The sequence below is a fragment of the Zhongshania aliphaticivorans genome (assembly GCF_902705855.1).
GTDB lineage: Bacteria > Pseudomonadota > Gammaproteobacteria > Pseudomonadales > Spongiibacteraceae > Spongiibacter > Spongiibacter aliphaticivorans_B.
This window is the reverse complement of the sequence record NZ_CACSIJ010000016.1, coordinates 192,654-217,270: the sequence shown is the minus strand read 5'-3', so window position 1 is coordinate 217,270 and position 24,617 is coordinate 192,654. Positions and strand designations below refer to the sequence as shown.

26 protein-coding genes are annotated in these 24,617 nt (G+C 48.9%); 21 read left to right on the top strand and 5 right to left on the bottom strand.

Features of this window, described 5'->3' with window-relative positions:
- Positions 1 to 57: 57 nt before the first annotated feature.
- Entirely contained in the window at positions 58 to 450 is a 393-nt protein-coding gene (locus GVJ32_RS16770) for a hypothetical protein (RefSeq protein WP_159241225.1), read from the bottom strand.
- 283 nt (positions 451 to 733) lie between these two features.
- A complete protein-coding gene (locus tag GVJ32_RS16765; RefSeq protein WP_159241224.1) occupies positions 734 to 997 on the bottom strand; it encodes an accessory factor UbiK family protein in 264 nt (87 codons plus the stop codon).
- Between the two features lie 333 nt (positions 998 to 1,330).
- On the opposite strand from GVJ32_RS16765, the gene GVJ32_RS16760 reads away from it, so the two are divergent.
- The 20 genes from GVJ32_RS16760 (at position 1,331) to GVJ32_RS16665 (ending at position 20,811) form a co-directional block, all read left to right on the top strand.
- The gene (locus GVJ32_RS16760; RefSeq protein ID WP_159241223.1) at positions 1,331 to 2,200 is read left to right on the top strand and encodes an urease accessory protein UreD; all 870 of its coding nucleotides are present in this window, start codon (positions 1,331 to 1,333) and stop codon (positions 2,198 to 2,200) included.
- Positions 2,201 to 2,240: 40 nt separating this feature from the next.
- Positions 2,241 to 2,543, top strand: a complete 303-nt coding sequence (gene ureA / locus GVJ32_RS16755) for an urease subunit gamma (protein WP_123181467.1) — start codon at positions 2,241 to 2,243, stop codon at positions 2,541 to 2,543.
- Positions 2,544 to 2,579: 36 nt separating this feature from the next.
- Positions 2,580 to 2,912: an urease subunit beta gene (locus tag GVJ32_RS16750; protein WP_159241222.1), complete on the top strand. Its 333-nt coding sequence runs from the start codon at positions 2,580 to 2,582 to the stop codon at positions 2,910 to 2,912.
- Positions 2,909 to 4,612, top strand: a complete 1,704-nt coding sequence (ureC, locus tag GVJ32_RS16745) for an urease subunit alpha (protein ID WP_159241221.1) — start codon at positions 2,909 to 2,911, stop codon at positions 4,610 to 4,612. The genes GVJ32_RS16750 and ureC overlap by 4 nt, the downstream gene beginning before the upstream one ends.
- A gap of 26 nt (positions 4,613 to 4,638) precedes the next feature.
- Positions 4,639 to 5,118 carry an urease accessory protein UreE gene (ureE, locus tag GVJ32_RS16740; RefSeq protein WP_159241220.1) on the top strand — a complete coding sequence of 160 codons (480 nt, stop codon included), beginning with the start codon at positions 4,639 to 4,641 and terminating at the stop codon, positions 5,116 to 5,118.
- Positions 5,111 to 5,779: an urease accessory protein UreF gene (locus GVJ32_RS16735; RefSeq protein ID WP_159241219.1), complete on the top strand. Its 669-nt coding sequence runs from the start codon at positions 5,111 to 5,113 to the stop codon at positions 5,777 to 5,779. Before ureE ends, GVJ32_RS16735 begins: the two co-directional genes overlap by 8 nt.
- A 50-nt stretch (positions 5,780 to 5,829) precedes the next feature.
- Positions 5,830 to 6,441, top strand: coding sequence for an urease accessory protein UreG (gene ureG / locus GVJ32_RS16730; RefSeq protein WP_159241218.1), 612 nt, complete (start codon positions 5,830 to 5,832; stop codon positions 6,439 to 6,441).
- A gap of 26 nt (positions 6,442 to 6,467) precedes the next feature.
- Positions 6,468 to 7,088, top strand: coding sequence for an urease accessory protein UreH (locus GVJ32_RS16725; RefSeq protein WP_159241217.1), 621 nt, complete (start codon positions 6,468 to 6,470; stop codon positions 7,086 to 7,088).
- A 252-nt stretch (positions 7,089 to 7,340) separates the two neighbouring features.
- A complete protein-coding gene (urtA, locus tag GVJ32_RS16720) occupies positions 7,341 to 8,657 on the top strand; it encodes an urea ABC transporter substrate-binding protein (RefSeq protein WP_200841459.1) in 1,317 nt (438 codons plus the stop codon).
- A 91-nt stretch (positions 8,658 to 8,748) separates the two neighbouring features.
- Positions 8,749 to 10,401 carry an urea ABC transporter permease subunit UrtB gene (gene urtB / locus GVJ32_RS16715; protein ID WP_159241216.1) on the top strand — a complete coding sequence of 551 codons (1,653 nt, stop codon included), beginning with the start codon at positions 8,749 to 8,751 and terminating at the stop codon, positions 10,399 to 10,401.
- A gap of 6 nt (positions 10,402 to 10,407) precedes the next feature.
- Positions 10,408 to 11,568, top strand: coding sequence for an urea ABC transporter permease subunit UrtC (gene urtC, locus GVJ32_RS16710; RefSeq protein WP_159241215.1), 1,161 nt, complete (start codon positions 10,408 to 10,410; stop codon positions 11,566 to 11,568).
- Complete coding sequence (urtD, locus tag GVJ32_RS16705; RefSeq protein ID WP_200841458.1) at positions 11,565 to 12,344, top strand: urea ABC transporter ATP-binding protein UrtD; 780 nt, start codon at positions 11,565 to 11,567, stop codon at positions 12,342 to 12,344. The genes urtC and urtD overlap by 4 nt, the downstream gene beginning before the upstream one ends.
- A 1-nt stretch (position 12,345) precedes the next feature.
- Positions 12,346 to 13,041 carry an urea ABC transporter ATP-binding subunit UrtE gene (urtE, locus tag GVJ32_RS16700; protein WP_159241214.1) on the top strand — a complete coding sequence of 232 codons (696 nt, stop codon included), beginning with the start codon at positions 12,346 to 12,348 and terminating at the stop codon, positions 13,039 to 13,041.
- A gap of 59 nt (positions 13,042 to 13,100) precedes the next feature.
- Entirely contained in the window at positions 13,101 to 14,006 is a 906-nt protein-coding gene (locus GVJ32_RS16695; protein WP_235035182.1) for a hypothetical protein, read from the top strand.
- A 375-nt stretch (positions 14,007 to 14,381) separates the two neighbouring features.
- Complete coding sequence (locus GVJ32_RS16690; protein ID WP_159241212.1) at positions 14,382 to 16,784, top strand: CaiB/BaiF CoA-transferase family protein; 2,403 nt, start codon at positions 14,382 to 14,384, stop codon at positions 16,782 to 16,784.
- A 541-nt stretch (positions 16,785 to 17,325) separates the two neighbouring features.
- On the top strand, positions 17,326 to 17,988 hold the full coding sequence (locus GVJ32_RS16685; RefSeq protein ID WP_103685169.1) for a TorF family putative porin: 663 nt from the start codon (positions 17,326 to 17,328) through the stop codon (positions 17,986 to 17,988).
- 88 nt (positions 17,989 to 18,076) lie between these two features.
- On the top strand, positions 18,077 to 18,415 hold the full coding sequence (gene glnK, locus GVJ32_RS16680) for a P-II family nitrogen regulator (RefSeq protein ID WP_103685170.1): 339 nt from the start codon (positions 18,077 to 18,079) through the stop codon (positions 18,413 to 18,415).
- A 70-nt stretch (positions 18,416 to 18,485) separates the two neighbouring features.
- On the top strand, positions 18,486 to 19,730 hold the full coding sequence (locus tag GVJ32_RS16675; protein WP_159241211.1) for an ammonium transporter: 1,245 nt from the start codon (positions 18,486 to 18,488) through the stop codon (positions 19,728 to 19,730).
- Positions 19,731 to 20,071: 341 nt separating this feature from the next.
- Positions 20,072 to 20,410 (top strand): P-II family nitrogen regulator, encoded by a 339-nt coding sequence (gene glnK, locus GVJ32_RS16670; RefSeq protein WP_103685172.1) that lies wholly within the window; start codon positions 20,072 to 20,074, stop codon positions 20,408 to 20,410.
- A gap of 197 nt (positions 20,411 to 20,607) precedes the next feature.
- Positions 20,608 to 20,811 (top strand): hypothetical protein, encoded by a 204-nt coding sequence (locus tag GVJ32_RS16665; protein ID WP_159241210.1) that lies wholly within the window; start codon positions 20,608 to 20,610, stop codon positions 20,809 to 20,811.
- 25 nt (positions 20,812 to 20,836) lie between these two features.
- Here GVJ32_RS16665 and GVJ32_RS16660 read toward each other — a convergent pair whose 3' ends face one another.
- A complete protein-coding gene (locus tag GVJ32_RS16660) occupies positions 20,837 to 21,547 on the bottom strand; it encodes an HAD family hydrolase (RefSeq protein WP_159241209.1) in 711 nt (236 codons plus the stop codon).
- Positions 21,548 to 21,751: 204 nt separating this feature from the next.
- On the opposite strand from GVJ32_RS16660, the gene GVJ32_RS16655 reads away from it, so the two are divergent.
- Positions 21,752 to 22,933, top strand: a complete 1,182-nt coding sequence (locus GVJ32_RS16655; protein WP_159241208.1) for an alpha/beta hydrolase family protein — start codon at positions 21,752 to 21,754, stop codon at positions 22,931 to 22,933.
- A gap of 102 nt (positions 22,934 to 23,035) precedes the next feature.
- Here the strand turns inward: GVJ32_RS16655 and GVJ32_RS16650 are convergent, their stop codons facing one another.
- Entirely contained in the window at positions 23,036 to 23,740 is a 705-nt protein-coding gene (locus GVJ32_RS16650; RefSeq protein ID WP_159241207.1) for a DUF484 family protein, read from the bottom strand.
- Positions 23,741 to 23,748: 8 nt separating this feature from the next.
- A complete protein-coding gene (dapF, locus tag GVJ32_RS16645; protein ID WP_159241206.1) occupies positions 23,749 to 24,579 on the bottom strand; it encodes a diaminopimelate epimerase in 831 nt (276 codons plus the stop codon).
- Positions 24,580 to 24,617 lie beyond the last annotated feature (38 nt).

Below are 24,617 nucleotides of genomic sequence, written 5' to 3'. Positions count from 1 at the left end.
GTCCCATGATGACACTCCAATAATTGACGGCTATTGTCTCTTATTAAAGCGTCCGGTTCATTCAACCAGAACAGTGCTAATTGTTTTTAGGATAATCAGTGGAAGGTTTGGATCAACAATCTGAGCTTCAATTGCAAAAGTACTGTCTTTACTGAGAGGTTTTATCTGATGATTTAGTGGTTGGGTTTTGCGTAGATCCAAGGTGGACTGTATAACTACTAGGCTGTCTAACTTGATATCAGGATCATAGGCATAGAAGGTAATATTATTGTTTTCGATATCGCCTATAGTTATGATCTTAGAATAATCATCATCCCCAGATATGGGGTCGAGCCGTGTGAAGTCAGAGTTGGTGGGTATATACACTCCGAGGGTATCGAAATTTGGTTCTGATCTTTCGCAAGCCGTTAATATTATTGTAAATATAATAAACAATGATTTTTTTAACATACATGCATCCCTGCGTTAAATTGAGTAGTCTTCCGTGTAAGCTATAGCAATAATTGCAAATTTGATGGATTCGATTATCCAGAAGGTCTTATTACTTCTAATCTAGTTGAGAAATGATCCTTTAACAACGTCTTGCAATCTTGGGAATAGCCCCTACTACAAACGCATTATTTCAGATTTAGCTGACCAGTGGGGCATTCACGCCGAGCTTGGCGCGGCTATAAACAGTAGCAAGTGGCATGTCTTCGTCCTTGAAGGCTGCGTAAATGTCTGAAGTTTTAGCTTAGTTTTTGTCGGCGCCTTGGCCTTCTAGCTGCGCGGTGAGTTCCGCAAGTTGCTTTTCTAGCGCCTCGAGTTTGCTGCGAGTACGGTTTAGTACCGCCACTTGGGCATCAAATTCATCTCGAGAAACCATGTTTAAGCGGCTAAAGCCACCCTGTAATAGAACCTGTACTTTTTCTTCAATGTCGCTCTGAATTTCTGGGCCGCTGTTGATCAGCTTGCCGGCCTGTTGCGCCAGCTGAGAAATAAAATCGGGTTTTGCCATGTGTCGTTACCTCGCTATTGCGCTAAGTGTAGCGTTTATTGAAGCCGCGTGGGAGGTTTCACAGGCGGAATGCTTGATGGGAGACGGGAGACGCGGGGTCGCCCGCTTTTGCATCTCCCGTCTCCCATCTAGCATATTGCTTACAAATGGTGCGAGCTCCGCATATTCCAGAACTGATTTGGCGCAGTGTGCTTTTTCTGTGCACAACGATGGCCCAGATATTGCTTTTGCATCTGTCTAAGCTCGGCTTATGCGCCGTCTAGTGTGTGTTCAATATGTCATAAAGATAAGGATTTGCCGTTGACGGCTCAGCTTTCAAGCAAGGATATAGCAGTGATACCGGCGCCAGACGAGGTGTCTAGCAAGTCGTGGCGGGCGTCGATTGAGTTGACGTTTGAAGCGCGGGCTGGTCGCACAGATTTGGTGCGCTCAAGGCATAAAGGGCCGTTGCGGGTGCAGCGCGCTTTTTATCCTGAAGGGGATTGCTGTCATCTCTATTTATTACACCCCCCCGGCGGCATGGTGCCAGGGGATGATTTGCGAGTGGCATTAGGCTTAAGTCATGGCGCGCAGGCGCTGTTAACCACGCCATCGGCGGGCAAGGTGTATCGCAGTGATTTGGCGAAGACGACGCAGTCGCAGGGCATATCGGCAACGCTTCTTGCTGGTACTTGTCTTGAATGGTTGCCGCAGGAAACCATTGTGTATGAAGGCGCCGAGGCTGAATTAAGCAACAGCTTTGACTTGCACGGGGATGCGTCGCTGTGTGCTTGGGACATTGTGGTCTTAGGGCGTCGCGCCAGTGGTGAAGGCTTTAGCAAGGGCCGCTGCCTGCAAAAAATTGAGATTAGCCGCGACGGCATCCCGCTTTTACATGAGCGCACGGAATGGCTGGGCGGAAGTAAGATGCTGGATGCTCCCTGGGGAATGCATGGCATGTCGGTGAGCGGCACCCTATTTGCTACGCTGCAATGCGATCAAGATCGGATGGATAGTTTGCGAGAAGGTTTGGCCGAGCTGGTTGCCAGTCGAGGGTGGTTGCCAGCGGAGTGGGGCCTGTCACAAAAACGCGATATTTTCTTAGCACGATATGTAGGTAATTCGCCCGAGCAGTGTCGCAAGGGATTTATTTGGTTGTGGTCGCAATTGCGGCCTTTATTGAATGGACGGGCCGCGTGTCCGCCACGAATTTGGAATACCTGATTAATAATTGCCAGATTAATAAATACGGGAAGTTAAGGCGATGGAACTGAGTCCGAGAGACAAAGATAAATTACTGATTTTTACCGCTGCACTACTTGCAGAGCGCCGCAAGGCTAAGGGCCTAAAACTGAATTATCCGGAGGCAATTGCGCTTATTTCTGCCGAGGTAATGGAAGGTGCACGTGAGGGGCGCACGGTGGCGGAAATGATGAGTGCTGGCCGTGAAATACTAGGACGAGATGATGTGATGGATGGCGTTGCCGAGATGATTCACGAGGTGCAGGTAGAGGCTACATTCCCCGACGGCACCAAGCTGGTAACCGTGCACAATCCAATCGTTTGACGAATTTAGCAGCTTGGCTGCAAGAATGGAGGCTTTATGATTCCAGGTGAAATGCAAATTGCACAGGGCGATATCGTGCTGAATGAGGGTCGCGAAACATTAACGATTGATGTTGCTAATAGCGGCGACCGGCCAATTCAAGTTGGCTCTCACTATCATTTTTTTGAGACTAATCTGGCCCTAATATTTGACCGTCAAGCAAGCCGTGGATTTCGATTAAACATTGCAGCGGGTACGGCGGTGCGCTTTGAGCCGGGGCAGAGCCGCGAAGTTGAATTAGTTGCTTTGGCGGGCAAACGTGAAGTGTATGGTTTTCGTGGCGATGTGATGGGCGCCTTAGATGCGGCAGCGGCAGGAGCAACCTCATGACCACAATTGACCGCCGCGCCTATGCGGACATGTACGGCCCCACAGTGGGTGATCGGGTTCGTTTAGCCGACACCGAGTTATGGATAGAAGTAGAAAAAGACTTCACCACCTATGGTGAGGAAGTAAAATTTGGCGGCGGTAAAGTGATTCGCGACGGCATGGGCCAAAGCCAATTAGGCCGCGAATTTACCCCAGATACGGTGATTACCAATGCCCTGATTTTAGATCACTGGGGGGTGGTGAAAGCAGATGTAGCAATTAAAGCGGGTCGCATTGTGGCAATTGGCAAGGCCGGTAACCCCGACATTCAGCCTAATATCGATATTATTATTGGACCATGTACCGAAGTCATCGCTGGCGAAGGCCAGATTCTAACGGCGGGTGCGATTGATGCCCACATCCACTTTATTTGCCCCCAGCAAATTGAAGAAGCACTGATGAGCGGCGTGACGACCATGTTAGGCGGCGGCACCGGCCCGGCAACAGGAACCAATGCCACCACCTGCACACCGGGCGCGTGGCATATTGGCAAAATGCTACAAGCTGCAGAAAGCTTCCCGATGAATTTGGGCTTTCTTGGCAAAGGTAATGCGAGTTTGCCGGGGGCCTTGGAAGAGCAAATACAAGCCGGTGCGATGGGCTTAAAACTTCACGAAGATTGGGGCACCACGCCCGCCTCAATCGATTGCTGTTTGAGCGTCGCTGAAAAATACGATGTGCAGGTGGCGATCCACACCGACACCTTGAACGAATCTGGTTTTGTCGAAGACACCATAGCCGCATTTAAAGGCCGTACCATTCACACCTACCACACCGAGGGTGCGGGTGGTGGTCACGCGCCGGATATTATTAAAGCCTGTGGCTCGGCTAATGTATTACCGTCGTCGACTAATCCAACACGGCCCTACACCGTGAATACGGTGGATGAGCATTTGGATATGTTGATGGTCTGTCATCATCTAGATCCAAATATTCCGGAAGACGTGGCGTTTGCGGATTCGCGGATTCGAAAAGAGACGATTGCGGCGGAAGATATTCTTCACGACTTAGGCGCGTTTTCGATGATCTCGTCAGACTCCCAAGCCATGGGGCGCGTCGGTGAAGTGGTGTGTAGAACATGGCAGACCGCGCATAAAATGAAAGTGCAGCGCGGCCCGCTCATAGAAGACAGCAGCGGCAATGATAACTTTCGTGCCCGTCGTTATATTTCAAAATACACCATTAATCCCGCTATCACCCACGGTATTTCTCATGAAGTGGGCTCGATAGAAGTGGGCAAGCTGGCGGATTTAGTGCTGTGGAAACCGGCGTTTTTCGGCATTAAACCGTCCATGATTATTAAGGGCGGTGCGATTGCCGCGGCGCCAATGGGCGACCCCAATGCATCAATTCCCACACCGCAGCCAGTGCATTACCGCATGATGTTTGGTGCCTTCGGTAAAGCCTGCGTGCAGACCTCTGTGAGCTTTGTCAGTCAGGCGGCGATAGATGCCGATATCGCATCGGGATTGGGTTTAGGGCGGCCTCTAGTCGCAGTAAAAAATTGCCGGAACGTCACTAAAGCCGACATGGTTTTAAATAATTATCAGCCCGTGATGGAAGTGGATCCCGACACCTATGAAGTGCGGGCGGACGGCCAATTATTGATTTGTGAGCCCGCCAGCGAATTGCCCTTGGCGCAATTGTATTGCTTGTTTTAGCGGTGCAGGAATAATAAGGATTTAATATGTTGGAATGTTATGAGCTGGGCGAGGGCGCGAGTGAAATTCGCTTAGTATTAAATTATCAGGAACGCCAGCGCAGTCGCTACCGCGCAAAAACCCTCTGCGGATTAGAAGTTGCGTGGTTTGTCGAGCGCGGCAAAGTACTAGCTGATGGCGAAATTTTAGTCGCCAATAGCGGCGAAAAAATAGTAATTATTGCAGCAGAAGAAACCGTATCAGAAGTGCGCAGCGACGATCCTCTGCTACTGGCAAAGGCAGCCTATCATTTGGGTAATCGCCACGTGCCATTGCAAATCGACGCCGGTGAATTGCGCTACCAACACGACCACGTTCTAGACGATATGCTGCGCGGTCTTGGTCTTACGGTTCTGATCACCGACAAAAGCTTTCATCCAGAAAATGGCGCTTACCATAATAGCGGCGGGCATCACGGTCACTCCCATTCCCACAGTCATGCCGAGCACGACCATCATCATGGCTAGGCCCTTATTGCATTTAATGCAAATGGTGAGTCCGGCGTTGCCGGTGGGTGCTTACGCTTACTCGCAGGGCTTGGAATACGCTGTAGAAAAGGGCTGGGTTAATGGTAGAGCGGGCGCCGAGGATTGGATTGGCGAGGTGTTGAGCCATAGCGTCGGCGGTTTAGATTTGCCGGTATTGCTGCGTTTATTGAAGGCGTGGCAGCAGAGCGATTGGGGCGAGATTAAACATTGGAATCAGACCCTGCAGGCAGCGCGGGAGTCCCGTGAGTTGTTATTAGAAGACGTGCAAATGGGGCAAGCCTTATTGCGATTATTAGTGTCACTTGAGCTTCCGAACGCGCTGCAATGGCCACAGGATGAAGAAGTGAGTTTTGCCACGGTTTTTGCATTGGCTGCACAGCATTTTGAAATAAGTGATGACGACGCATTAAGTGGTTTTGCATGGAGCTGGTTAGAGAACCAAGCGGCGGCGGCGATTAAATTAGTGCCTCTTGGGCAAACCGATGGCCAGCGCTTGCTGATGGCCTTAATGCCCTGTGTAGAGCAGACGGTTGCGAATGCCTATTTACGTAGCGACGATGAAATTGGTGCGGGCTTGCCAGGTTTAGCAATGGCATCTATGCAGCACGAAACCCAGTATTCAAGATTATTCCGCTCTTAATAGGCGCGAGAGTAAAAATAAATTTTTAAAAAAGAATTGGAGTTTAAGTTATGAAAAAGCCTGCCTTGCGTCTAGGTATTGGTGGCCCTGTTGGTTCTGGTAAAACAGCCTTGGTAAAAACCTTATGTGCAGAATTGCGCGAGCGTTTTGATATTGCAGTTATCACCAATGATATTTACACCCGCGAAGATGCGGAATTTCTTTTGCGGCACGAGGTGTTGTCGCAAGACCGTATACTCGGCGTAGAAACAGGCGGTTGCCCACATACCGCGATTAGGGAAGACGCCTCGATGAATCTTTCTGCAGTGGCCGAGCTAAGTGGCCGCTTCCCAGACCTTGATCTCATTATGATTGAAAGCGGCGGTGATAATCTGGCCGCGACCTTTAGCCCTGAGTTGTCTGACCTCACTATCTACGTGATTGATGTATCAGCGGGGGACAAGATTCCCCGCAAAGGCGGCCCAGGCATTACCCGTTCAGATTTATTAATCATCAACAAAACCGACTTGGCGCCCTTGGTGGGTGCAGATCTTGGGGTGATGGACAGAGACGCCAAAAAAATGCGCGGCAACAAACCGTTTATTTTTAGTAATTTAAAAGACGGTAGCGGCGTAGCTGACATTGTGAACTTTATTGTTGAGCAGGGAATGCTGGGTCGTTAAGGCGATTCACAGAGGAGTAAGGACTGATGATCGACATGTTGCCGCTATTAAGTTTTTTAGTGCTGGGCTTTTCTGCGGGTGTAATACACGCTTTCGATGCAGATCATATTGCCGCTGTTAGCGGCATTGGTGGTCAAGATGGCGGGCGTCATAGTCTTCGCTTTGCTTTGCACTGGGGGTTCGGGCACGGCTTGGCGGTAATTGCCGTAGCCACGATGGTGTTAGTTGCTGGCACCGCGATCCCAACAGGTTTTAGTGCTTACGCTGAGGCGGCTGTCGCGTGGATGCTAATCGCGATTGGGGTGATGACATTTATACATTTATGGCGGCAGCACCAGCACAATGTGCACAGTAGTAGACCGCATAGCTATAACGCAACACTGGTTGGTTTGGTCCACGGTAGTGCAGGGTCGGCGCCTTTGCTGGCGGTCATTCCAGCTGCTGGTATGGCGAGTCCGGCACTAGGAATGCTGCACGTCCTGTTATTTAACGCCGGGCTCATTCTGGCGATGGCGGGGGTCGGCGCGCTGCTACGTCGCGGTTTGTATGCTGCGGGCCGTTACCATCGCGCGCTACAGTTGTCCTTGCAATCTGCTTTGGGTGTCTTCGCCACGGGTCTCGGTGTATTTTTATTGTTTTCACATTAATTACGAATAAGTTTATTTTGGTGCGGGCGCACAATAGTTGTGCGCCGCGTTGCACTTATATAAGAATAGAACAGGCATTAATTTCCCCATCTTCGCTCTATATCCTTCTGATCGTCATCTAGCGCCTGCTTTCCGGCACTTAAAACATTGATTGGCACCAATTCTGCTAATACCGCTTGGAGATTTACCAAGGTTCGTTAATCGCAGTGATGTTGATTGCCGATAATTAAAAAAATGAGTATGGAGCTAAGCATGAAAAGTCGTAAATCTATTAAGACTTTGGCCAAACAGGGCAGCATTGTGCTGGCGGCTGCGACGCTGTCATTAAGCGCCTCAATTGCACAAGCCGCAGACACGATCAAAGTCGGCGTACTACATTCCCTTTCTGGCACGATGGCAATTAGCGAAACAACATTGAAAGACACTGTGTTGATGCTGATTGAAGATCAAAACAAAAAAGGTGGAATTTTAGGTAAGAAGTTAGAAGCAGTTGTGGTCGACCCTGCGTCTAACTGGCCGCTGTTTGCCGAGAAAGCCAAAGAGTTATTAGACAAAGATAAAGTCGATGTCATTTTTGGTTGCTGGACGTCGGTGTCTCGTAAATCGGTATTACCCGTAATCGAAGAACTAAACGGTTTAATGTTTTACCCCGTTCAGTATGAGGGTGAAGAGTCTTCTAAAAATGTTTTCTACACCGGCGCCGCGCCCAATCAGCAAGCTATTCCAGCAGTTGATTACCTAATGAGTGAAGCGGGTGGCTCGGTAAAACGCTGGGTATTGGCGGGCACAGATTATGTTTATCCCCGTACTACCAACAAAATTCTTGAAGCGTATTTGAAAAGCAAAGGCGTTCCAGAAAAAGACATCATGATTAACTACACGCCCTTCGGCCATTCCGATTGGCAAACCATTGTGTCTGACATTAAAAAATTCGGATCACAAGGTAAGAAAACCGCGGTGGTATCGACCATCAATGGCGACGCTAACGTCCCTTTCTATAAAGAGTTAGCTAACCAAGGTATGTCTGCTGAAGATATTCCGGTTGTGGCTTTTTCGGTAGGTGAAGAAGAGCTAAGTGGCTTTGATACCGGCCCACTGGTCGGACATCTTGCGGCATGGAACTACTTCATGAGCGCTGATGCTGAAGTTAACGACGAGTTTATCGACAAGTGGATTACCTACATTGGCGATGAAAAGCGCGTTACCAACGACCCAATGGAAGCAACTTACATTGGCTTTAATATGTGGGTGAAAGCGGTAGAAAAAGCGAAAACTACCGATGTTGATAAAGTTTCTTCGGCTTTGATTGGCGTTAGCGTGCCGAACTTAACAGGTGGCGTTGCAACGATGCTACCTAACCATCACCTGACCAAGCCAGTGCTAATTGGTGAGATTCAAGAGAATGGCCAGTTTGACATTGTGTGGCAGACAGAAGCAGCTGTTCCTGGTGATGCGTGGACAGACTTCTTACCAGAAAGTGCCAAGCTAACAGCAGACTGGCAAGACCCGAAAATCATGTGTGGTAACTACAACACTGAAACTAAAAAGTGTTCAGGTCAAAACTACTAGTCCAATAAAAAGCTTTTCAGCCGAAAAGCTTTTATCAACGCTACTCCGTCATCGCAAGGTGACGGAGTAATGATCGTAAATGGATGTTTAAATGAAGCTCAATCATATTTTTTCGGCGCTTTTTTCCTTTCTTGTTTTGTTTCAATTACAGATTGTACAAGCTGAGCAAATTACGCCTTTAGAAAGCGAGGCTGACAGCGCATTGCTGTTGAATCAGCTGGTGTCGGTAAAATCAACATCAGATAAGAAAGACCTCATTAACCTTATTGCCGGCTCAAATTTACCCCAGCGAACGCGGGTATTAACGGCCATGCAAGACGGTGATTTGTATTACACCAAGGCAGATGAGCAGTTGGTATATGCTAAGACTCATCCCGATGGCTACGAAATTAGCGCCGTTGTTAATGGTGAAGATTTGGGTGTGGTAGGAAGCCGAAAAGTAAGGAAAATTAGTATTAATAATGAGCTGCGCACAGTCTTGCGCGGGGTATTGGCAGAATTAGCAATACGCAGTGAAGATGCTGCAGAACGCCTAGCGGCGGCCAAGGATTTAATTCGCAGTCCGGCACCGGAATTTCTCGCGGCTATCGAGCGCGCTAAAGCTATAGAAAGCAATGACAAGGTTTTAGAATCTTTGAACATCGCAATGGCGATGATCAATTTAAAGTCAGATCAGCAGGTGTTGCGCCTTGAGGCCATTGAAGCCTTTCGTGGCACCTTAGACAGCGACGCGATGTCGATACTCGCGGCCATGCAATTAAAAGACAGTGATGGCAATTATTTAGAAAAAGATGAATTGGTAAGAGAGTCCTCCGCGGCAGTATTGAGTGAAATGCGCGGTCAGGCGAAGATTTATAAATTATTAGAAAATGCATTTTTCGGCTTGAGCTTGGGATCGGTCTTGCTGCTCACCGCAGTAGGTTTGGCCATTACCTTTGGGGTAATGGGGGTCATCAATATGGCCCACGGTGAAATGATGATGCTGGGTGCATACACCACCTACGTCATTCAATTAATCATGCCGAATTATATTGACTACTCAATTATCGTCGCGATTCCCGCAGCATTCATTGTGTCGGGCTTAGTGGGTATTGTCATTGAGCGCGGTATTATTCGCCATTTATATGGCCGTCCCTTAGAAACCTTGCTCGCGACCTTCGGCGTGAGTTTGATTCTGCAGCAGGCTGTGCGCAGTATTTTCTCTCCCCTAAATAAATCAGTAAGCGCGCCAAGTTGGCTGAGTGGTTCTTGGGAAATCAACGGCGCTTTGTCCCTTACTTACAACCGTCTATACATCATTATTTTTAGTCTCATTGTCTTGTTGTTATTGGTGTTCTTATTAAAGAAAACCTTTGTCGGTTTACAGATGCGAGCAGTAACGCAAAACCGCGCAATGGCAAACTCGATGGGTATTCGCACTGGCTGGGTAGATGCACTCACCTTTGGTCTTGGTTCGGGCATTGCCGGTATTGCCGGGGTGGCGCTGAGCCAGTTAACAAACGTCGGCCCCAACCTTGGCCAGTCATACATTATTGACTCGTTTATGGTGGTGGTATTCGGCGGTGTGGGTAATTTATTCGGCACTTTCTTTGCGGCGATGAGCCTGGGAGTGGCCAATAAATTCTTAGAACCTTTTGCGGGTGCAGTACTGGCAAAAATATTCGTGCTGGTTTTCATCATTCTATTTATTCAGTGGCGACCAAGGGGCTTGTTTGCTCTGAAGGGCCGTTCGGTAGAGGATTAATCAGCGATGATAAATAAAACGATATTTGAGCGCAGCGCAATTGGTAGGCTATTGTTAGCAGATAAAGCTGGCCGTTACTTAATTGGTGTTTTACTTGCGGCGATGATACTGGTGCCGCTGTGTAATTTACTTATGCCTGCGGGCAGCTTTTTTCATATTCCCACGTATGTTGTTGTGCTGCTGGGTAAATACCTGTGCTATGCCTTGTTGGCGCTTGCCTTAGACTTAGTGTGGGGTTACTGCGGAATATTAAGTTTGGGCCACGGTGCATTTTTTGCCTTGGGCGGTTACGCCATGGGCATGCACTTAATGCGGCAGATCGGTGAGCGAGGCGTTTACGGCAATGCTGAACTTCCCGATTTTATGGTGTTTTTAAACTGGACTGAGTTGCCCTGGTATTGGTATGGCTTTGATAGCTTTTTCTTTGCCATGTTTATGGTTGCCTTGGTGCCGGCAGCGTTAGCGTTTGTGTTTGGTTGGTTAGCTTTCCGCTCGCGAGTAACGGGCGTGTATTTGTCGATTATCACTCAAGCTATGACTTACGCTTTGTTGCTCGCTTTCTTCCGAAACGATATGGGCTTTGGCGGCAATAATGGCCTAACGGATTTCAAAGATATTCTAGGTTTTAGTTTACAGTCTGATGTCACCCGCTGTGTCTTGTTTGCCTTGTCTGCCCTAAGCGTTGCCTTAGCTTATATTTTGTGTCGGGCAATCGTCAGCAGCAAATATGGTCGGGTCTTGGTCGCTATTCGCGATGCAGAAAGTCGAACGCGTTTTATGGGCTATCGCGTCGAACATTTTAAATTATTTGTGTTTGTGGTGTCGGCGATGCTTGCGGGTATTGCGGGCGCTTTATATGTGCCGCAGGTTGGCATTATTAATCCCGGTGAATTTGGCCCGATTAACTCAATAGAAATTGTTATTTGGGTTGCTATTGGTGGTCGTGGCACTTTATTTGGTGCTGTTATTGGCGCGGTAGCGGTGAACTATGCAAAAACTTATTTCACGGGTGCCTTCCCTGAGGTGTGGTTGTTTATGCTCGGCGCCTTGTTTGTGATCAGTACTTTGTATTTACCGAAAGGCATTGTTGGCGTGGTTAATCAACTGCGTGAGCGACGTGCGGAGCGCAATGCTACATCGACCCCAGAACAGGGAGCGCAGTCATGAGTGCAGTGGTAAAAAGCCCGGGTTTTCACAGTGCGGAAATGCAAAGCATGTTGTACCTCAATGGTGTAACGAAAAGCTTTGACGGTTTTAAGGCGATAAATAATTTATCTTTGGATATTTATCCGGGTGAGCTGCGTGCGATTATCGGCCCCAATGGTGCGGGTAAAAGTACGATGATGGATATTATTACCGGCAAAACACGGCCTGACTCCGGTGAGGTTAGATTTAGAGACAGTATTGATCTCACTCAATATGACGAAGCGGATATCGCCAATCTTGGCATCGGTCGCAAATTTCAAAAGCCGACGGTAATTGAAACGCTAACGGTGTGGGAAAACGTCGAGCTTGCCTTGGCGGGTACTCGTAGTGTGCTGCGCGCGCTGCTGCATAAATTGAGCAGCGAGCAGGCAGACAAAATCGACGAGGTGATTAAGTTAGTTGGCTTAAAAGCCAAAACAAATGATTTAGCTGGCAGCCTTTCTCACGGCCAAAAGCAATGGTTAGAAATTGGTATGTTGATTGTGCAGGGGCCAGAGTTATTGCTGGTAGATGAGCCCGCGGCGGGTATGACCGACCATGAAACCATGGAAACGGCTGCCTTGTTAAAAGAAATAAATAAAGACCATACCGTGGTGGTGGTCGAGCACGATATGGATTTTATTAAAGCACTGGATAGCAAAGTGACGGTACTCCACGAAGGCGGCGTGCTGGCCGAAGGGCGGCTTGAGGTGGTGTCTGCTAATCCGCGTGTTATCGAAGTGTATTTGGGGCGTTGATATGTTGGTCGTAAATGAAATTGATCTTTACTACGGTGCTAGTCAGGCCTTGAGAAAAGTAGATATTGTTGGAGAGAAAGGTAAAGTCACCTGTATTCTCGGTCGCAATGGTGTCGGTAAGTCGAGCTTGGCACGGGCAATCGCCGGTCGTCATCCCATTCGTGGTGGCAGTATTATGTGGGAAGATAAAGACATTAGCGCGATGGGGCCAGCGGATCGAGCGCGGGCGGGAATCGCCTATGTGCCACAGGGCCGCGAAGTATTTTCTCAGCTTACGGTGCAAGAAAATCTGTATACCGGCTACGCGCCGCTTAAGCGCAGCCAGCGCAGTATTAGTCCGGAAATTTTTGATTTATTCCCGGTTTTAAAAAGTATGTTGCGGCGACGGGGTGGTGATTTATCCGGTGGCCAGCAGCAGCAGCTAGCGATTGCACGGGCCTTAATTACCCGGCCACGCTTACTCGTGCTCGACGAACCTACTGAAGGTATCCAGCCGTCGATTATTAAAGACATTCAAAATGTGATTACCATTCTGCGCCAGCAGGGTGAAATGGCGATTGTGTTGGTTGAGCAATATTTTGATTTTGCGCGGGCGCTTGCCGATAACTATGCGGTTATGGATCGTGGTGAAGTTATCTTATCGGGTCGCGGTGATGAAATGATCGAAGAAGACGTACGTCGCCATATGACGGTGTAAGCTCAGGGTTTATACTAGCGCGAGTTTTGTCTTTCTTACGCACTAGTATAAGGAAAAAAATGTTCATGAAGTACCTTGCCATATTAGCGCTAGCGTTGACCCCGCTAGCGGGGCTGGCAGCCAGTCTCAGCATTCCCGCCGGTAAAACCTATATTGTCGGTATTGATCAACAAGAGCTTGTGCTCGAAAACCTCCGTATTGGCGATGGCGCCCGCATTACCTTCTCTTCTGCTGTAGCCGGTTGGCGCGTACAGGCTAGGCATACCTATATTGGCAATGGCGTTGTCATCGAGGGTAGTGGCAGTGCAGGAGCGGCGGGTGAAGCGGGTGAGAATGCCTCTACATGTTCAGACGGTATGGCAGGTGAACACGGTGGTGGTGGCAGCGACGGCGTAGAGATTCGCCTACAACTCGGTATTGAATCACTAGGCGATATGCAGATATTGGCTAATGGTGGTGACGGCGGAGATGGCGGTGCAGGTGGTGACGGTGCAGACGCCGGCGCAGCGTGTGACGGAGACTTTACTGGTAACGGCGGTGACGGTGGCGAAGGCGGTGAAGGTGGCCGAGGCGGTGACGTTACTGTTTTGTATAAAGTGCTTGCCAAAGGTGTTTCTGGTGATGATCTGATTCAGCGTATTCTTATTAGTAATGAAGGTGGTGCTGGTGGCAACGGCGGTGACGCTGGATCTGGCGGCGCAGGAACGAGTGGCCGTTTTGTGCATAAGAGAAGTTTGACGGGTAATCGCGCTTGGGTAGCTGGCAGTGACGGTGGTTTAGCTGGCAGCCCTGGTTTGGCTGGTTCTGCTGGAAACCCTGGGCGTAAATTGCTTGATCAGTTAATTTTGTCCTCAGAGCAGCCGGTTGAAGCCAAGTCTTCCGCAGCAATGATTTCAGAGCTACAGCGCCAAATTGAGCATCTTCGTGCGCGAGTGGAAAAATTAGATGAAAAGGGCGCAGAGTAGTTTTAGCGCCGCCGTCTAATTAGCGTCAATTTGGTACAAGAGCCCCAGTTTTCTGGGGTTTCTTGTTTTTGGCTATTGCCCATTTGAAATAGTCGGCCCTCCCGCCTAAATATCTATTCTTTCTGGGCGGCGGTTTTTGCTAGAAAATTGACGGCCATTAAACTATTGTGATTAGATTTAGTGAGCGTATTTATGTCGCGTGCAAACAATAATTGGTCGTGAGCCTGCTTTACAGCGTTTTCAAGACTGAGTCTAATTCACGCATATACCCGCAATAATGATCAACAGCGACAACAGATCGCGTGCTGATGTTTATATCCGCGATCTCCGGCATGGCCATTCTATTGAACATGTCATCTACGAGGCAGTTATTTGATGAATAGCAATAAAAGCAATCAACCCTTAAAGGGCTTACGTATTCTCGACCTTTGCGAAGGTAAGGGTGATAGTTGTGGCCGCTACTTAGCGGACTTAGGCGCTGAGGTGATGTTGATTGAGCCGGGTCAAGGCAGTCCCGCGCGGCGGGCGGCGCCCTTGGTGAAGGGGCATAGCTTATATTTTGCGACCCACGCGGCAAATAAAAAGAGCGTGGTGTTAGATATTGCGCAAGAAGGTGACCGGACAACTTTTTATGCGCTAGCGCAGCAGACCGATATTTTGATTCACTCTTGTTCAGAGACCGCGCTGCAGTGGCTAAATGAAATTACGCCGTTAGTTGAGTCGGAAGAGAGTCATTTAATTACCCTCGCAATATCAGATTTTGGCGACAGCGGCCCGTATGCGGGCTATGCCGGCAGTAATGCGGTGCATATGGCGATGGCAGGCATTACGGCGCGTTCTGGTCTTAAAGATCGGGAACCGCTGCTGCCGCCGGGTCAATTATGCTATGAAGCCGCGGCAATACAGGCGGCGTGGGTTGCGTTAGTCGCGTATTGGCAAAGTGCTCATACCCATCGGAGCGGTAATATCGATTTTTCGGTATTTGAGGCGAGCTGCCAGATTTTAGACCCCGCATTGGGGGTGACCGGCAGCGCCGCCGGCGGTCAGAGTGCGACCAAATTGGCACCTAGAGGCCGGCCGCCAGAGGGCAAAATGTACCCTTTCTTTCCCTGTGCAGACGGTTTTGTACGGATCTGCGTTTTAAACCCGCGCCAGTGGCAGGCGATGAGTGCTTGGCTTGGCGATGATCATCCTTATACCGACCCTGCATACGCAAATATGGCCAAGCGATTTAAACATATGCGCGAGATCAATCTATTAATCGAAGCATTGTTTGCCAAAGAAAATAGCACAGATTTGGTGGCGGAAGGACAGCGCCGTGGTGTTCCCATTGCTGCTGTCGCTACACCACAGCAGGTATTACAAGATCATCACTTCACGGCAAGAGGGGCATTTACAGAAATAGATCTCGCCGCCGGACTACAAGGCAAGGCACCCTCTGGCTATTTAAAAATTAACGGCCAGCGGGCGGGTATTCGTCAGCCAGCACCAGTATTAAACGAACATCAGCCGAATTTTAGTACTGATCGATTAGCGCTACGCAGCGCTAGTCCAGCTCAGTCAACTCGCCGCCCGCTTGAGGGCATTCGTGTACTCGATCTCGGCGTGATTGTAGCTGGCGCAGAATTGGGAAGATTGTTTGCAGATCAAGGTGCGGAGGTGATTAAGGTAGAGAATAAAGCCTATCCTGATGGCTTGCGCCAGTCCTTGCAAAATAGCCCTATTACAGAATCATTTGCACAGGGTTCCCGAGGCAAAAAATCGCTAGGCCTTAATTTACGCAGTGAAAAGGGCAAACAGATCTTTAAAGAACTGGTGGCGAAGTCGGACGTGGTTCTCTCAAATTTCAAACCAGGAACGATGGACTCGCTTGGCTTTGGTTATACCGAACTCAAAGCCATCAACCCGCGTATTATCGTTTCTGAAAGCAGTGCCCTCGGAGGCAGCGGACCAATGAGCAACAGCATGGGTTACGGCCCACTGGTGCGGGCTAGCAGTGGCCTTACCGGCTTGTGGCGTTATCCAGAAGACGAGTGCGGTTTTGGCGATGCATTAACCATATTCCCCGACCATTTGGCGGCGAGGGTGTCGGCGGTGGCGATTCTTGCATTGCTAATAGAGCGTGAAAAAACCGGCGTAGGCGGCACCGTCAGCTTGTCTCAGGCGGAAACCATATTAATGACCTTGTCCACCGAGCTACTGAGTGAGTCTCTGCAGGAGGGATGGTTGGCGCCCAGCGGGAATCGCGGTCGATTTGACGCGCCCTCAAACTTGTTTAGCTGCGAAGGTGACGATGAGTGGTGCGTGATTGATATCGAGGGTGACGAACAATGGCTGCAGCTCTGTAGCGCAATGGGGCGTCAAGATCTTGCAGAGGATCAGCGTCTTAAAGTTGCCAGCGGCAGACTCGCCATGCGTGATTACGTGGAGCAAGAGTTGTCTAATTGGACGCTAGAGCGGACGCCCCAGCAAATAGTGGAAACTCTACAGGCAGCGGGTATTGCCGCAGCAGCCATGGCGCGAATTAATGAGCTGCCCGATAACCCGCATTTAAAAGCGCGGGACTTCTTCAGAATCAATATGCAGCCGGGTTTAGATGCGCCCTTACTAACAGAGAATGGTCCCGCTGGGAGAAGCTACTTGCCGGAACCGGAAATCCGTCCAGCACCATTTGTTGCCGAACACACTCGAGAGCTGATGCGAGATATTCTTCAGCTAGATGAGACGACGATAGAATCGTTAATTGAATCGGGCGATCTTGAGGTAATGGTGTCGTAATTTGTGGCGAATAATCGCGGATCATTTAACAGCTAAGCAGCCCAAGGCTTGCAGAAATTACTGAATGAATATTTTGTTTTAAGGGATGCCAAAGGGCATCCCTTTTTTATTTTTTGGCGCCTTAAAGTACACGTTCGCTGAAATATAGTGCGCTGGCACCGAAATGGTGCGCCGTGTGTAAGGGTAATGCACGCTGTCTTTTTTTGTGACATTAATATTAATAAAATCCTATATTTTTTAATTATTTAGCGTGTTTTTAGCAGAATATATTGACGGTCTTAAATTATTTGGCACTCAAGTTGTGCATGTTATTGAAGCATTTAAATTCGAACTTAATTAAAAACGCTCTACTTTTGAGCATATCTATTGGTTTGGCGAGGGGGCTGTAACGTAGCCTTAACTATCGCTGTTGTATTGTTGTCGTTTTTTGTCTCTAAGATATTGTTTTAAAAGAATAAAAACCAAGTTGGCATCGAAAATGCTAAAGCTAGGTCAGGACAGTGCTTAATCACTTTCTTATACCTTAGTGGAGACTAAAGACATGAAAACAATGAAAACTTTATTAGCTGCAAGCGTTGCAGCTGCTTCAATGACCATGATTGCTGCTCCAGCTTCTGCAGATGTATCTGCAAGTGTCGGAATTGCGAGCACTTACTTGTGGCGCGGTTACGATTTAGGTAGTGGCACTCCAGCAGTATCTGGTGACATTAACTACAGTGCTGGTGGTTTTACCGCTGGTATTTGGGGCTCATCTGGTGATACCTCTGCCGGCACCGAGTATGACTTATATGTTGGTTACGGTGTGTCTGCAGGCGACTTCAGCTTTGACATTACCGCTTACAACTACAACTACCCATCAGGTGCTGGTTACCTAGGTACTGAAGAAACAGATTTCTTTGAGCACACAGATGTTGTACTGACCGTCGGTTATGGTCCAATCAGCGTTTCATATTATGAGCCAGTTGCTGGTCCTTCTGGTTACACCGAGTACAACTACTACACTGTAAGTGGTTCGCTTGGTGCGTTTTCTATGACGTGGGGTTCAGAGGATATTAATGGCGACAACACCTATCACGTTGACTTGGCATACGCTTATAACGACAACTTGTCGTTTATCGTCAGCCAGCAAGATGGCGATGAGGTATTAGGCGTCGATACTGATCCTAAGTTTATCGTTTCTTATAGCTTGCCAATTTCAATGTAAAACCCTCGGCCGGTGGCAGCGTTGCCACCGGCTATTTTTTTAACTTAGTCCTAATGTGCGCTAAGCGTACATTGACAGGAGATATCCGATGAAATTGATTACGGCTGTTATTAAGCCATTCAAACTTGATGATGTGCGCGAAGCGCTGTCAGACATCGGCGTACAGGGCATAACTGTCACCGAAGTAAAAGGTTTTGGTCGTCAGAAAGGTCACACCGAGCTTTATCGTGGTGCCGAGTATGTTGTCGACTTTTTGCCTAAGGTGAAGATTGAAGTCGCTGTCGCAGATGACTCGGTTGAGCCGACCATTGAGGCAATTAGCAAATCTGCAAACACCGGCAAAATCGGTGATGGCAAAATTTTTGTTACTGCTCTTGAACAGGTTATTCGAATCCGTACTGGTGAGACCGGCGAAGAAGCCATCTAGTCATACTGCAGCGGTTTATATTTATTAATTAAATTAAAAGACTTATCTCTTTCCCTTTGGAGGGCATGTGATGGAAGACATCATACAGGTCAAGTACGCCCTGGACACATTTTACTTCCTAGTTATGGGCGCGTTCGTAATGTGGATGGCAGCAGGTTTTGCCATGCTCGAAGCCGGTTTGGTTCGTGCAAAAAACACCACAGAAATCTTAACTAAAAACATCGCGCTGTTTGCGGTGGCTTGTACCATGTACTTATTGTGTGGTTACACAATCATGTACGGCGGTTCAGAAGGTGGCATTCTGCCAGATGCATGGTTCGGCAACTCAATTGCTGACGCATCTGTTGAAGAAGTGCTAGCGTCAAACGGCGACACCTACTACTCAGGTTCATCTGACTTCTTCTTCCAAGTGGTATTCGTAGCAACGGCTATGTCTATCGTGTCGGGTGCGGTTGCAGAGCGTATGAAGCTGTGGGCTTTCCTAGCTTTCGCGGTTGTGATGACAGGCGTTATCTACCCGCTACAAGGTTCTTGGAGCTGGGGCGGTGGTTTCTTGTCAGAAGCAGGTTTCTCTGACTTCGCTGGCTCAGGTATTGTGCATATGTGTGGTGCTTCTGCGGCACTGGCTGGTGTATTGATGCTGGGCGCTCGTAAAGGCAAGTACGGCGAGAACGGTCACGTTAATGCGATCCCTGGTGCAAACCTACCAATGGCAACATTGGGTACCTTCATCCTGTGGATGGGTTGGTTCGGCTTCAACGGCGGTTCAGAGCTGATGGTGTCTAACATCGAAGAAGCGAATGCGACTGCTCAAGTATTTGTTAACACCAATGCTGCTGCAAGTGGTGGCTTGATTGCCGCGCTGATTGTTGCCCGCTTGTTGTTCGGCAAAGCTGACTTAACCATGGTACTTAACGGCGCTTTGGCTGGTTTGGTAGCGATCACTGCAGACCCACTGTCACCAGATCCAGTTGTTTCTACTCTGATCGGTGCGGTTGGTGGTGTACTGGTTGTATTCGCCATCCTAGGCCTAGACAAGCTGAAAATTGACGATCCAGTCGGTGCGATCTCTGTTCACGGTGTAGTTGGTCTTTGGGGTGTAATGGCAGTGCCATTCAACAACAGCGACGCAACTTTCGGTAATCAGATCTACGGTGCCTTCGTGATCTTTGCTTGGACCTTCGTAGCAAGCCTCGTGGTTTGGGCGATCTTGAAAGCAGTCATGGGTATACGCGTATCTGATGAGGAAGAGTACGAAGGTGTCGACCTCTCAGAATGTGGTATGGAAGCTTATCCAGAATTCACCAACAAGTAATCTCCCCCGTTTGGTGATTTCAGGGCGCTCATAGAGCGCCCTTTTTTTTGCTGGATGCTTGACGGGAAACGGAAGTCGGCTTTAACTTCCGACGTCTGACCTTCGACGTCAAGCGCGCTTTTATATTAGCGTTTTCCGTCTCCCATCTAGCGTAAAGCGCAAAAGCGCCTCCCACCTAGCATCAAGCCAAAACCGCACTAGCAAAGATTTAAGGCCTCTATCCCGCTTTTCTGGGCTTTTTTACGGCAAAAGCTGGGATCACCTTGCCAAGTCCTTATCGCCTGAGCTAACTTAACGGCAGGTAATAATTCTTATCATAAAAGTAAGAGGAAACGTCGGCGATGAAATTAGTCAGTGCGGTGATCAAACCGTTTAAATTAGATGATGTCCGTGCCGCATTGTCAGAGATTGGGGTGCAGGGCGTGACCGTAACCGAGGTAAAAGGCTTTGGTCGCCAGAAGGGACATACCGAGCTATACCGTGGAGCAGAATACGTAGTAGATTTTTTACCGAAGGTGAAATTAGAGATTGCTGTTGCAGACAGCTTATTAGAAAAAGTGATCGATACTGTTACTAAAGCTGCGAATACCGGAAAGATTGGTGACGGCAAAATTTTCGTTACCTCGCTAGAGCAGGTTATTCGAATTCGCACTGGCGAAACTGGCGAAGATGCTATTTAACACTGCAAAAGTGATATGAACGGGGCGGCTTTGGCCGCCCTTTTTGTTTGCAATATTTTTGATCTTTAGCTCAAAAAGTAATGAAGATATTTGTCCGTAATAACAAAAAAACCTAACGCACCTCTTGTCAGAAAGCCTTGTATACAAGTATAAATCGCCTCGTAAACGCGGGATTCTTATTTCCGGGAGGACGTCGTATGGGGTCGCGTAATCGTAGTACAGAAACTCAAATATCAAACGCTCAAAGGTATGTGTCGGCACCGACGGTGCATGACCGTATGCGAGAGCAACTTGCAAAAGATGTGGAGGCTTTTCTCGCCCTTGGCGGTGAGATCAAGCATTTAGACCCACATTTGCGCAGTAATCTTAATGACATAGACACCGAATCAGATAGCTACTGATCAGAGTCTCGATATGGCATAGCAGCTAGGGCAATATCTGCTCTAGCTGCTCAATTTTAGATGGTAACTCCCGCCAATCATTAAATTGTTCATCAGAGAGGGCATGGGGTTCTGGTGAGTCTGGTTTTAGGCAGGCTTGAATAGTAAAAAAGCCAAGCGCCTTGGCACCGCTAATATCGTCAACTATATGATCTCCAATATGAATCGCCTCTTCTGGTTTGCAGCCAGCAATATCTAATGCCTTTAAAAAGAGCGCGGGCTCAGGTTTAGCGGCATTTACATGCTCCGCTTGAAAATTCGCGTGGAAATATTGACCGACGGGTTGTTGGTTAAGGTCAGCATTGCCATTGGTTAGGCTAATTAGCATATAGTTTTGGCTGAGCTCGCGAATAACGTTTTCGCAGTACGGAAAAAGCGTGACTTGCTGCCGTGCCGCAATAAAATGCGCAAATGCCTCACGGGCGATATTGGCGCTTTTCTCCTTATACCCGCAGAGCTCCAATGCCTCGGTAAGACTTGCGATGCGCCACTGGGATATTTGGTGCGCAAATTTAGGGTGACGTTTAAGAAAGTCTAATCGGTGTGCACGCAATGACTCTGGACTAAAGCGCTCGACCAGTGCCGGTGCGATAGTTGTTAAATACGAATAAAAAACCTGCTCAGCGCGCTGGATTACCGGCTTGCTAAGCCACAGGGTGTCGTCTAAATCAAAACTCAGCAGTTTAATTTTCTTCATGAATTAGCTTCGCAAGGGGCGACGTGGCGCGGACGGTGGCGTTGCGGATATTGTTTGGTCGACGCAGTATAGGTTTTTACCCGCGTGTAAGGCAAAAGGGGTAGATAAAATCACCGCTAGTTAATGATGTTAGTTTATGAAATGTGGTACAACAGTATGTGTTCACCAATAACAATATTGACATATACGGTAGAGACTTAAGTTATGGCACAAACTGCATTGCAGCCGGTAAAGGCATCACCGCCGTGGTGGCGAACCCTGCCGGATGACTTTTATTGTCAATCTGATGGCACCGAGCTAGATAGCGAATACCCATTGAAAGTCTACGGCACGGCGGTGATGGACAGAATCATGCGCACAGGTTTGTCGCTGATGATTTCTGGCACATTGCTACCACAGTTGCTAAAGGGCGACGGTTTAGCCCGCGAACGCGACTGGATGGACTTCTACGCTAATCTGGCGGAGCAGCGCGATGTCGATCAAGTATTTATAGCCCCGCCGGCAGTTGATATTACCGAACATAAAATCAGCAAATTTGCTTATAAACCGAAGGACATCCCCGCCGTAGAACTGCGTTTTGAAAGCCCATTTACACCCTTGAACCCTGAACTTACCGACAGCTATTTGAGTTACACCCGTAATCGTACCGCTAGAGCCCAGTATTGGAGGCATCCCGACGGCCCGCGGGCCACGCTGATATTTGTGCATGGTGTGGTAGAGAGTTCGTATGGATTTAATAGCCTCTTTTTTTCGCTCAAATGGTTTTACGACAATGGCTACGACATTGTACTGATGACCCAGCCTTTTCACGGTGATCGTGCAGAGCGTTGTCATCCATTTAGTGGCTACGGCTTATTCGCTGGCGGCTTTTCGCAGCTCAACGAAGGCATGCTGCAAGCAGTGTCTGACACGCGGGTACTTGTCAATTACCTACTGGAGCGCGGTGCGCGCCATGTGGGCATTAGCGGATTGAGTTTAGGAGGGTACATAAGCTCGGTGATGGCAGTAGTAGAGCCGCGCTTAGCGTTTTGCATACCCAATTCGCCGCTGGTGGCGCCGGTAGATACGATGCGGAGTTGGGTGCCAACGGGCGGGGTAATGGACTTGATTGGTAAGCGTACCGGACTGACGCCCTTGGACTTACGACGGGGGCTCGCGATACACAGCCCATTAAGTTATCAGCCAAAACTAGATCCAGACCGCGTCATGATCATCGGTGGCGCCGGTGATCGCTTCACCCCACCACGTTTTGTTCGCTTACTGCACGCCCATTGGCCAGAGTCACACCTGCACTGGTTTCCTGGCAATCACCTTGTTCACCTAGGGCAGCGTGAGTACCTGAAATTAATGCGGCGGTTTATGGATAGCCATTGTCAGGGGGCTTAAACAGGTCGGAAGTCGGAAGTCTGATGTCTGACGACAAGTCAAAAGCTAAAAACAGGTTGGACGTCGGGCATAACCCGTGTCCGACCTCAGACGTCTGACTCGTTATAAAAACGGTCCTTTCATCAATCTTGGTAGCGTTCGATTTACGACGTCAGCAATATATTCCAAGAACATAGTGCCCATGCTCGATTTAAAGTGCTGCGGGTTTTTGCTGGCAATGGCGATAACACCGTCGATGTTACCCGGTTGGATGGGCATGAGTGCCGCAGAGCCAATATGATCGGCGTGCTTGCCAAATAGAAAGCTCAATTCTTCGCCGCGCAGTACACCACATACCGATTTTTTACCGCGCAGTAAATTGCCAATTTGGTGCTGTGCTTGCTCAGGGCTCACTACTTTTAGTGAATTGCCGCCAACGCGCTTGGGGTCGGCGAACAGAATTAGGCTGGCGTAATCGATATCCTCAAAATCGTTCACCAAATGACGGCAGAGGGTGTTGCTCAGTTCTTCCGCACGTCGCGCTTCGATCAGCGATAAAATCAGAGTTTTGCTGCGTTCGAAGAGCATGTCGTTGCGCTGGGCATTGTCTAGCATACTGCTGATGCGGTTGCGCATGTCCATATTGCGCTCACGCAAGACCTCTACTTGCCGCTCAAGCAAGCTGACCGCTTTGCCGGTTTTGTGGGTGATTTTAAGTTCGGTCAGCAGATCTTCGTTATTAAGAAAGAAGCCAGGGTGGTTGCGAAGATAGCGCGCAACTTCAGTTTCACTCGGGAGTCCGTCTTTTTTCGGGCTTGCACTGTCCACAGAGAATCCTATATTTGTATCTGGCCTTCAAAAACCGTGGTGGCGGGACCGGTCATAATAACGGGCTGCCCAGGGCCTTGCCAGTCAATACTTAGGCTGCCGCCGGGCAAGTGTACGGTCACACTAGAGTTTAGCTTGCCTTGCACGATCCCGCTGACGACTGCCGCGCAGGCGCCGGTACCGCAGGCTAGGGTTTCACCTACGCCTCGTTCAAATACCCGCAACTTAATGGTGTCGCGATCAACAACTTGCATAAAGCCAACATTCACACGCTGTGGGAAGCGAGGGTGGGATTCAGTCGTCGGACCAACTGTGCCTACCGGTGCTGTATCGACATCATTAACGGGTAAAACTACATGGGGGTTCCCCATAGACACCGCGCCAACTTGCCATACACTGCCGTTTACATCGAGCAGGTATTCGCCAGCTTGTTGATCTGCCGTGAACGGTATACGTTTTGGGTCGAGAACGGGCTCGCCCATGTCGACGCGAACGTGGTGGTTTTCAGTGAGTTCTAACTCAATGATTCCCGCTAGTGTTTCGACTTTGATCTTTTGTTTGCCGGTTAAGCGTTTGTCGCGAACAAAGCGCGCAAAGCAGCGTGCGCCGTTGCCACATTGCTCCACTTCGCTACCTTCGGCATTGTAGATGCGATAGCAAAAATCGACGTCGGGCTGGCTGGGCAGCTCAACAGTAAGAACTTGGTCGCAGCCAATGCCAAAATGCCGATCGGCAATTTTGCGAATATGGTGCGGCTTGAGCTTGAAGCGCTGGGTGATTAGGTCGATAACGACAAAATCATTCCCCAGGCCATGCATTTTGGTAAAGCGTAACTGCATCGTAAAACCCTGTGGTGCGCCTCACCGATGGCGCTGGT

Excerpts from the sequence above, each read along its gene's own strand:
- ureG (WP_159241218.1), top strand. The coding sequence starts at position 5,830 with ATGAAAAAGCCTGCCTTGCGTCTAGGTATTGGTGGCCCTGTTGGTTCT.
- GVJ32_RS16685 (WP_103685169.1), top strand. The coding sequence starts at position 17,326 with ATGAAAACAATGAAAACTTTATTAGCTGCAAGCGTTGCAGCTGCTTCA.
- GVJ32_RS16690 (WP_159241212.1), top strand. The coding sequence starts at position 14,382 with ATGAATAGCAATAAAAGCAATCAACCCTTAAAGGGCTTACGTATTCTC.
- GVJ32_RS16665 (WP_159241210.1), top strand. The coding sequence starts at position 20,608 with ATGGGGTCGCGTAATCGTAGTACAGAAACTCAAATATCAAACGCTCAA.
- urtD (WP_200841458.1), top strand. The coding sequence starts at position 11,565 with ATGAGTGCAGTGGTAAAAAGCCCGGGTTTTCACAGTGCGGAAATGCAA.
- GVJ32_RS16770 (WP_159241225.1), bottom strand. The coding sequence starts at position 450 with ATGTTAAAAAAATCATTGTTTATTATATTTACAATAATATTAACGGCT.
- ureE (WP_159241220.1), top strand. The coding sequence starts at position 4,639 with ATGTTGGAATGTTATGAGCTGGGCGAGGGCGCGAGTGAAATTCGCTTA.
- glnK (WP_103685172.1), top strand. The coding sequence starts at position 20,072 with ATGAAATTAGTCAGTGCGGTGATCAAACCGTTTAAATTAGATGATGTC.
- GVJ32_RS16660 (WP_159241209.1), bottom strand. The coding sequence starts at position 21,547 with ATGAAGAAAATTAAACTGCTGAGTTTTGATTTAGACGACACCCTGTGG.
- urtE (WP_159241214.1), top strand. The coding sequence starts at position 12,346 with ATGTTGGTCGTAAATGAAATTGATCTTTACTACGGTGCTAGTCAGGCC.
- ureA (WP_123181467.1), top strand. The coding sequence starts at position 2,241 with ATGGAACTGAGTCCGAGAGACAAAGATAAATTACTGATTTTTACCGCT.
- urtC (WP_159241215.1), top strand. The coding sequence starts at position 10,408 with ATGATAAATAAAACGATATTTGAGCGCAGCGCAATTGGTAGGCTATTG.
- dapF (WP_159241206.1), bottom strand. The coding sequence starts at position 24,579 with ATGCAGTTACGCTTTACCAAAATGCATGGCCTGGGGAATGATTTTGTC.
- glnK (WP_103685170.1), top strand. The coding sequence starts at position 18,077 with ATGAAATTGATTACGGCTGTTATTAAGCCATTCAAACTTGATGATGTG.
- GVJ32_RS16735 (WP_159241219.1), top strand. The coding sequence starts at position 5,111 with ATGGCTAGGCCCTTATTGCATTTAATGCAAATGGTGAGTCCGGCGTTG.
- GVJ32_RS16765 (WP_159241224.1), bottom strand. The coding sequence starts at position 997 with ATGGCAAAACCCGATTTTATTTCTCAGCTGGCGCAACAGGCCGGCAAG.
- ureC (WP_159241221.1), top strand. The coding sequence starts at position 2,909 with ATGACCACAATTGACCGCCGCGCCTATGCGGACATGTACGGCCCCACA.
- urtA (WP_200841459.1), top strand. The coding sequence starts at position 7,341 with ATGAAAAGTCGTAAATCTATTAAGACTTTGGCCAAACAGGGCAGCATT.
- GVJ32_RS16655 (WP_159241208.1), top strand. The coding sequence starts at position 21,752 with ATGGCACAAACTGCATTGCAGCCGGTAAAGGCATCACCGCCGTGGTGG.
- urtB (WP_159241216.1), top strand. The coding sequence starts at position 8,749 with ATGAAGCTCAATCATATTTTTTCGGCGCTTTTTTCCTTTCTTGTTTTG.
- GVJ32_RS16675 (WP_159241211.1), top strand. The coding sequence starts at position 18,486 with ATGGAAGACATCATACAGGTCAAGTACGCCCTGGACACATTTTACTTC.
- GVJ32_RS16695 (WP_235035182.1), top strand. The coding sequence starts at position 13,101 with ATGTTCATGAAGTACCTTGCCATATTAGCGCTAGCGTTGACCCCGCTA.
- GVJ32_RS16750 (WP_159241222.1), top strand. The coding sequence starts at position 2,580 with ATGATTCCAGGTGAAATGCAAATTGCACAGGGCGATATCGTGCTGAAT.
- GVJ32_RS16725 (WP_159241217.1), top strand. The coding sequence starts at position 6,468 with ATGATCGACATGTTGCCGCTATTAAGTTTTTTAGTGCTGGGCTTTTCT.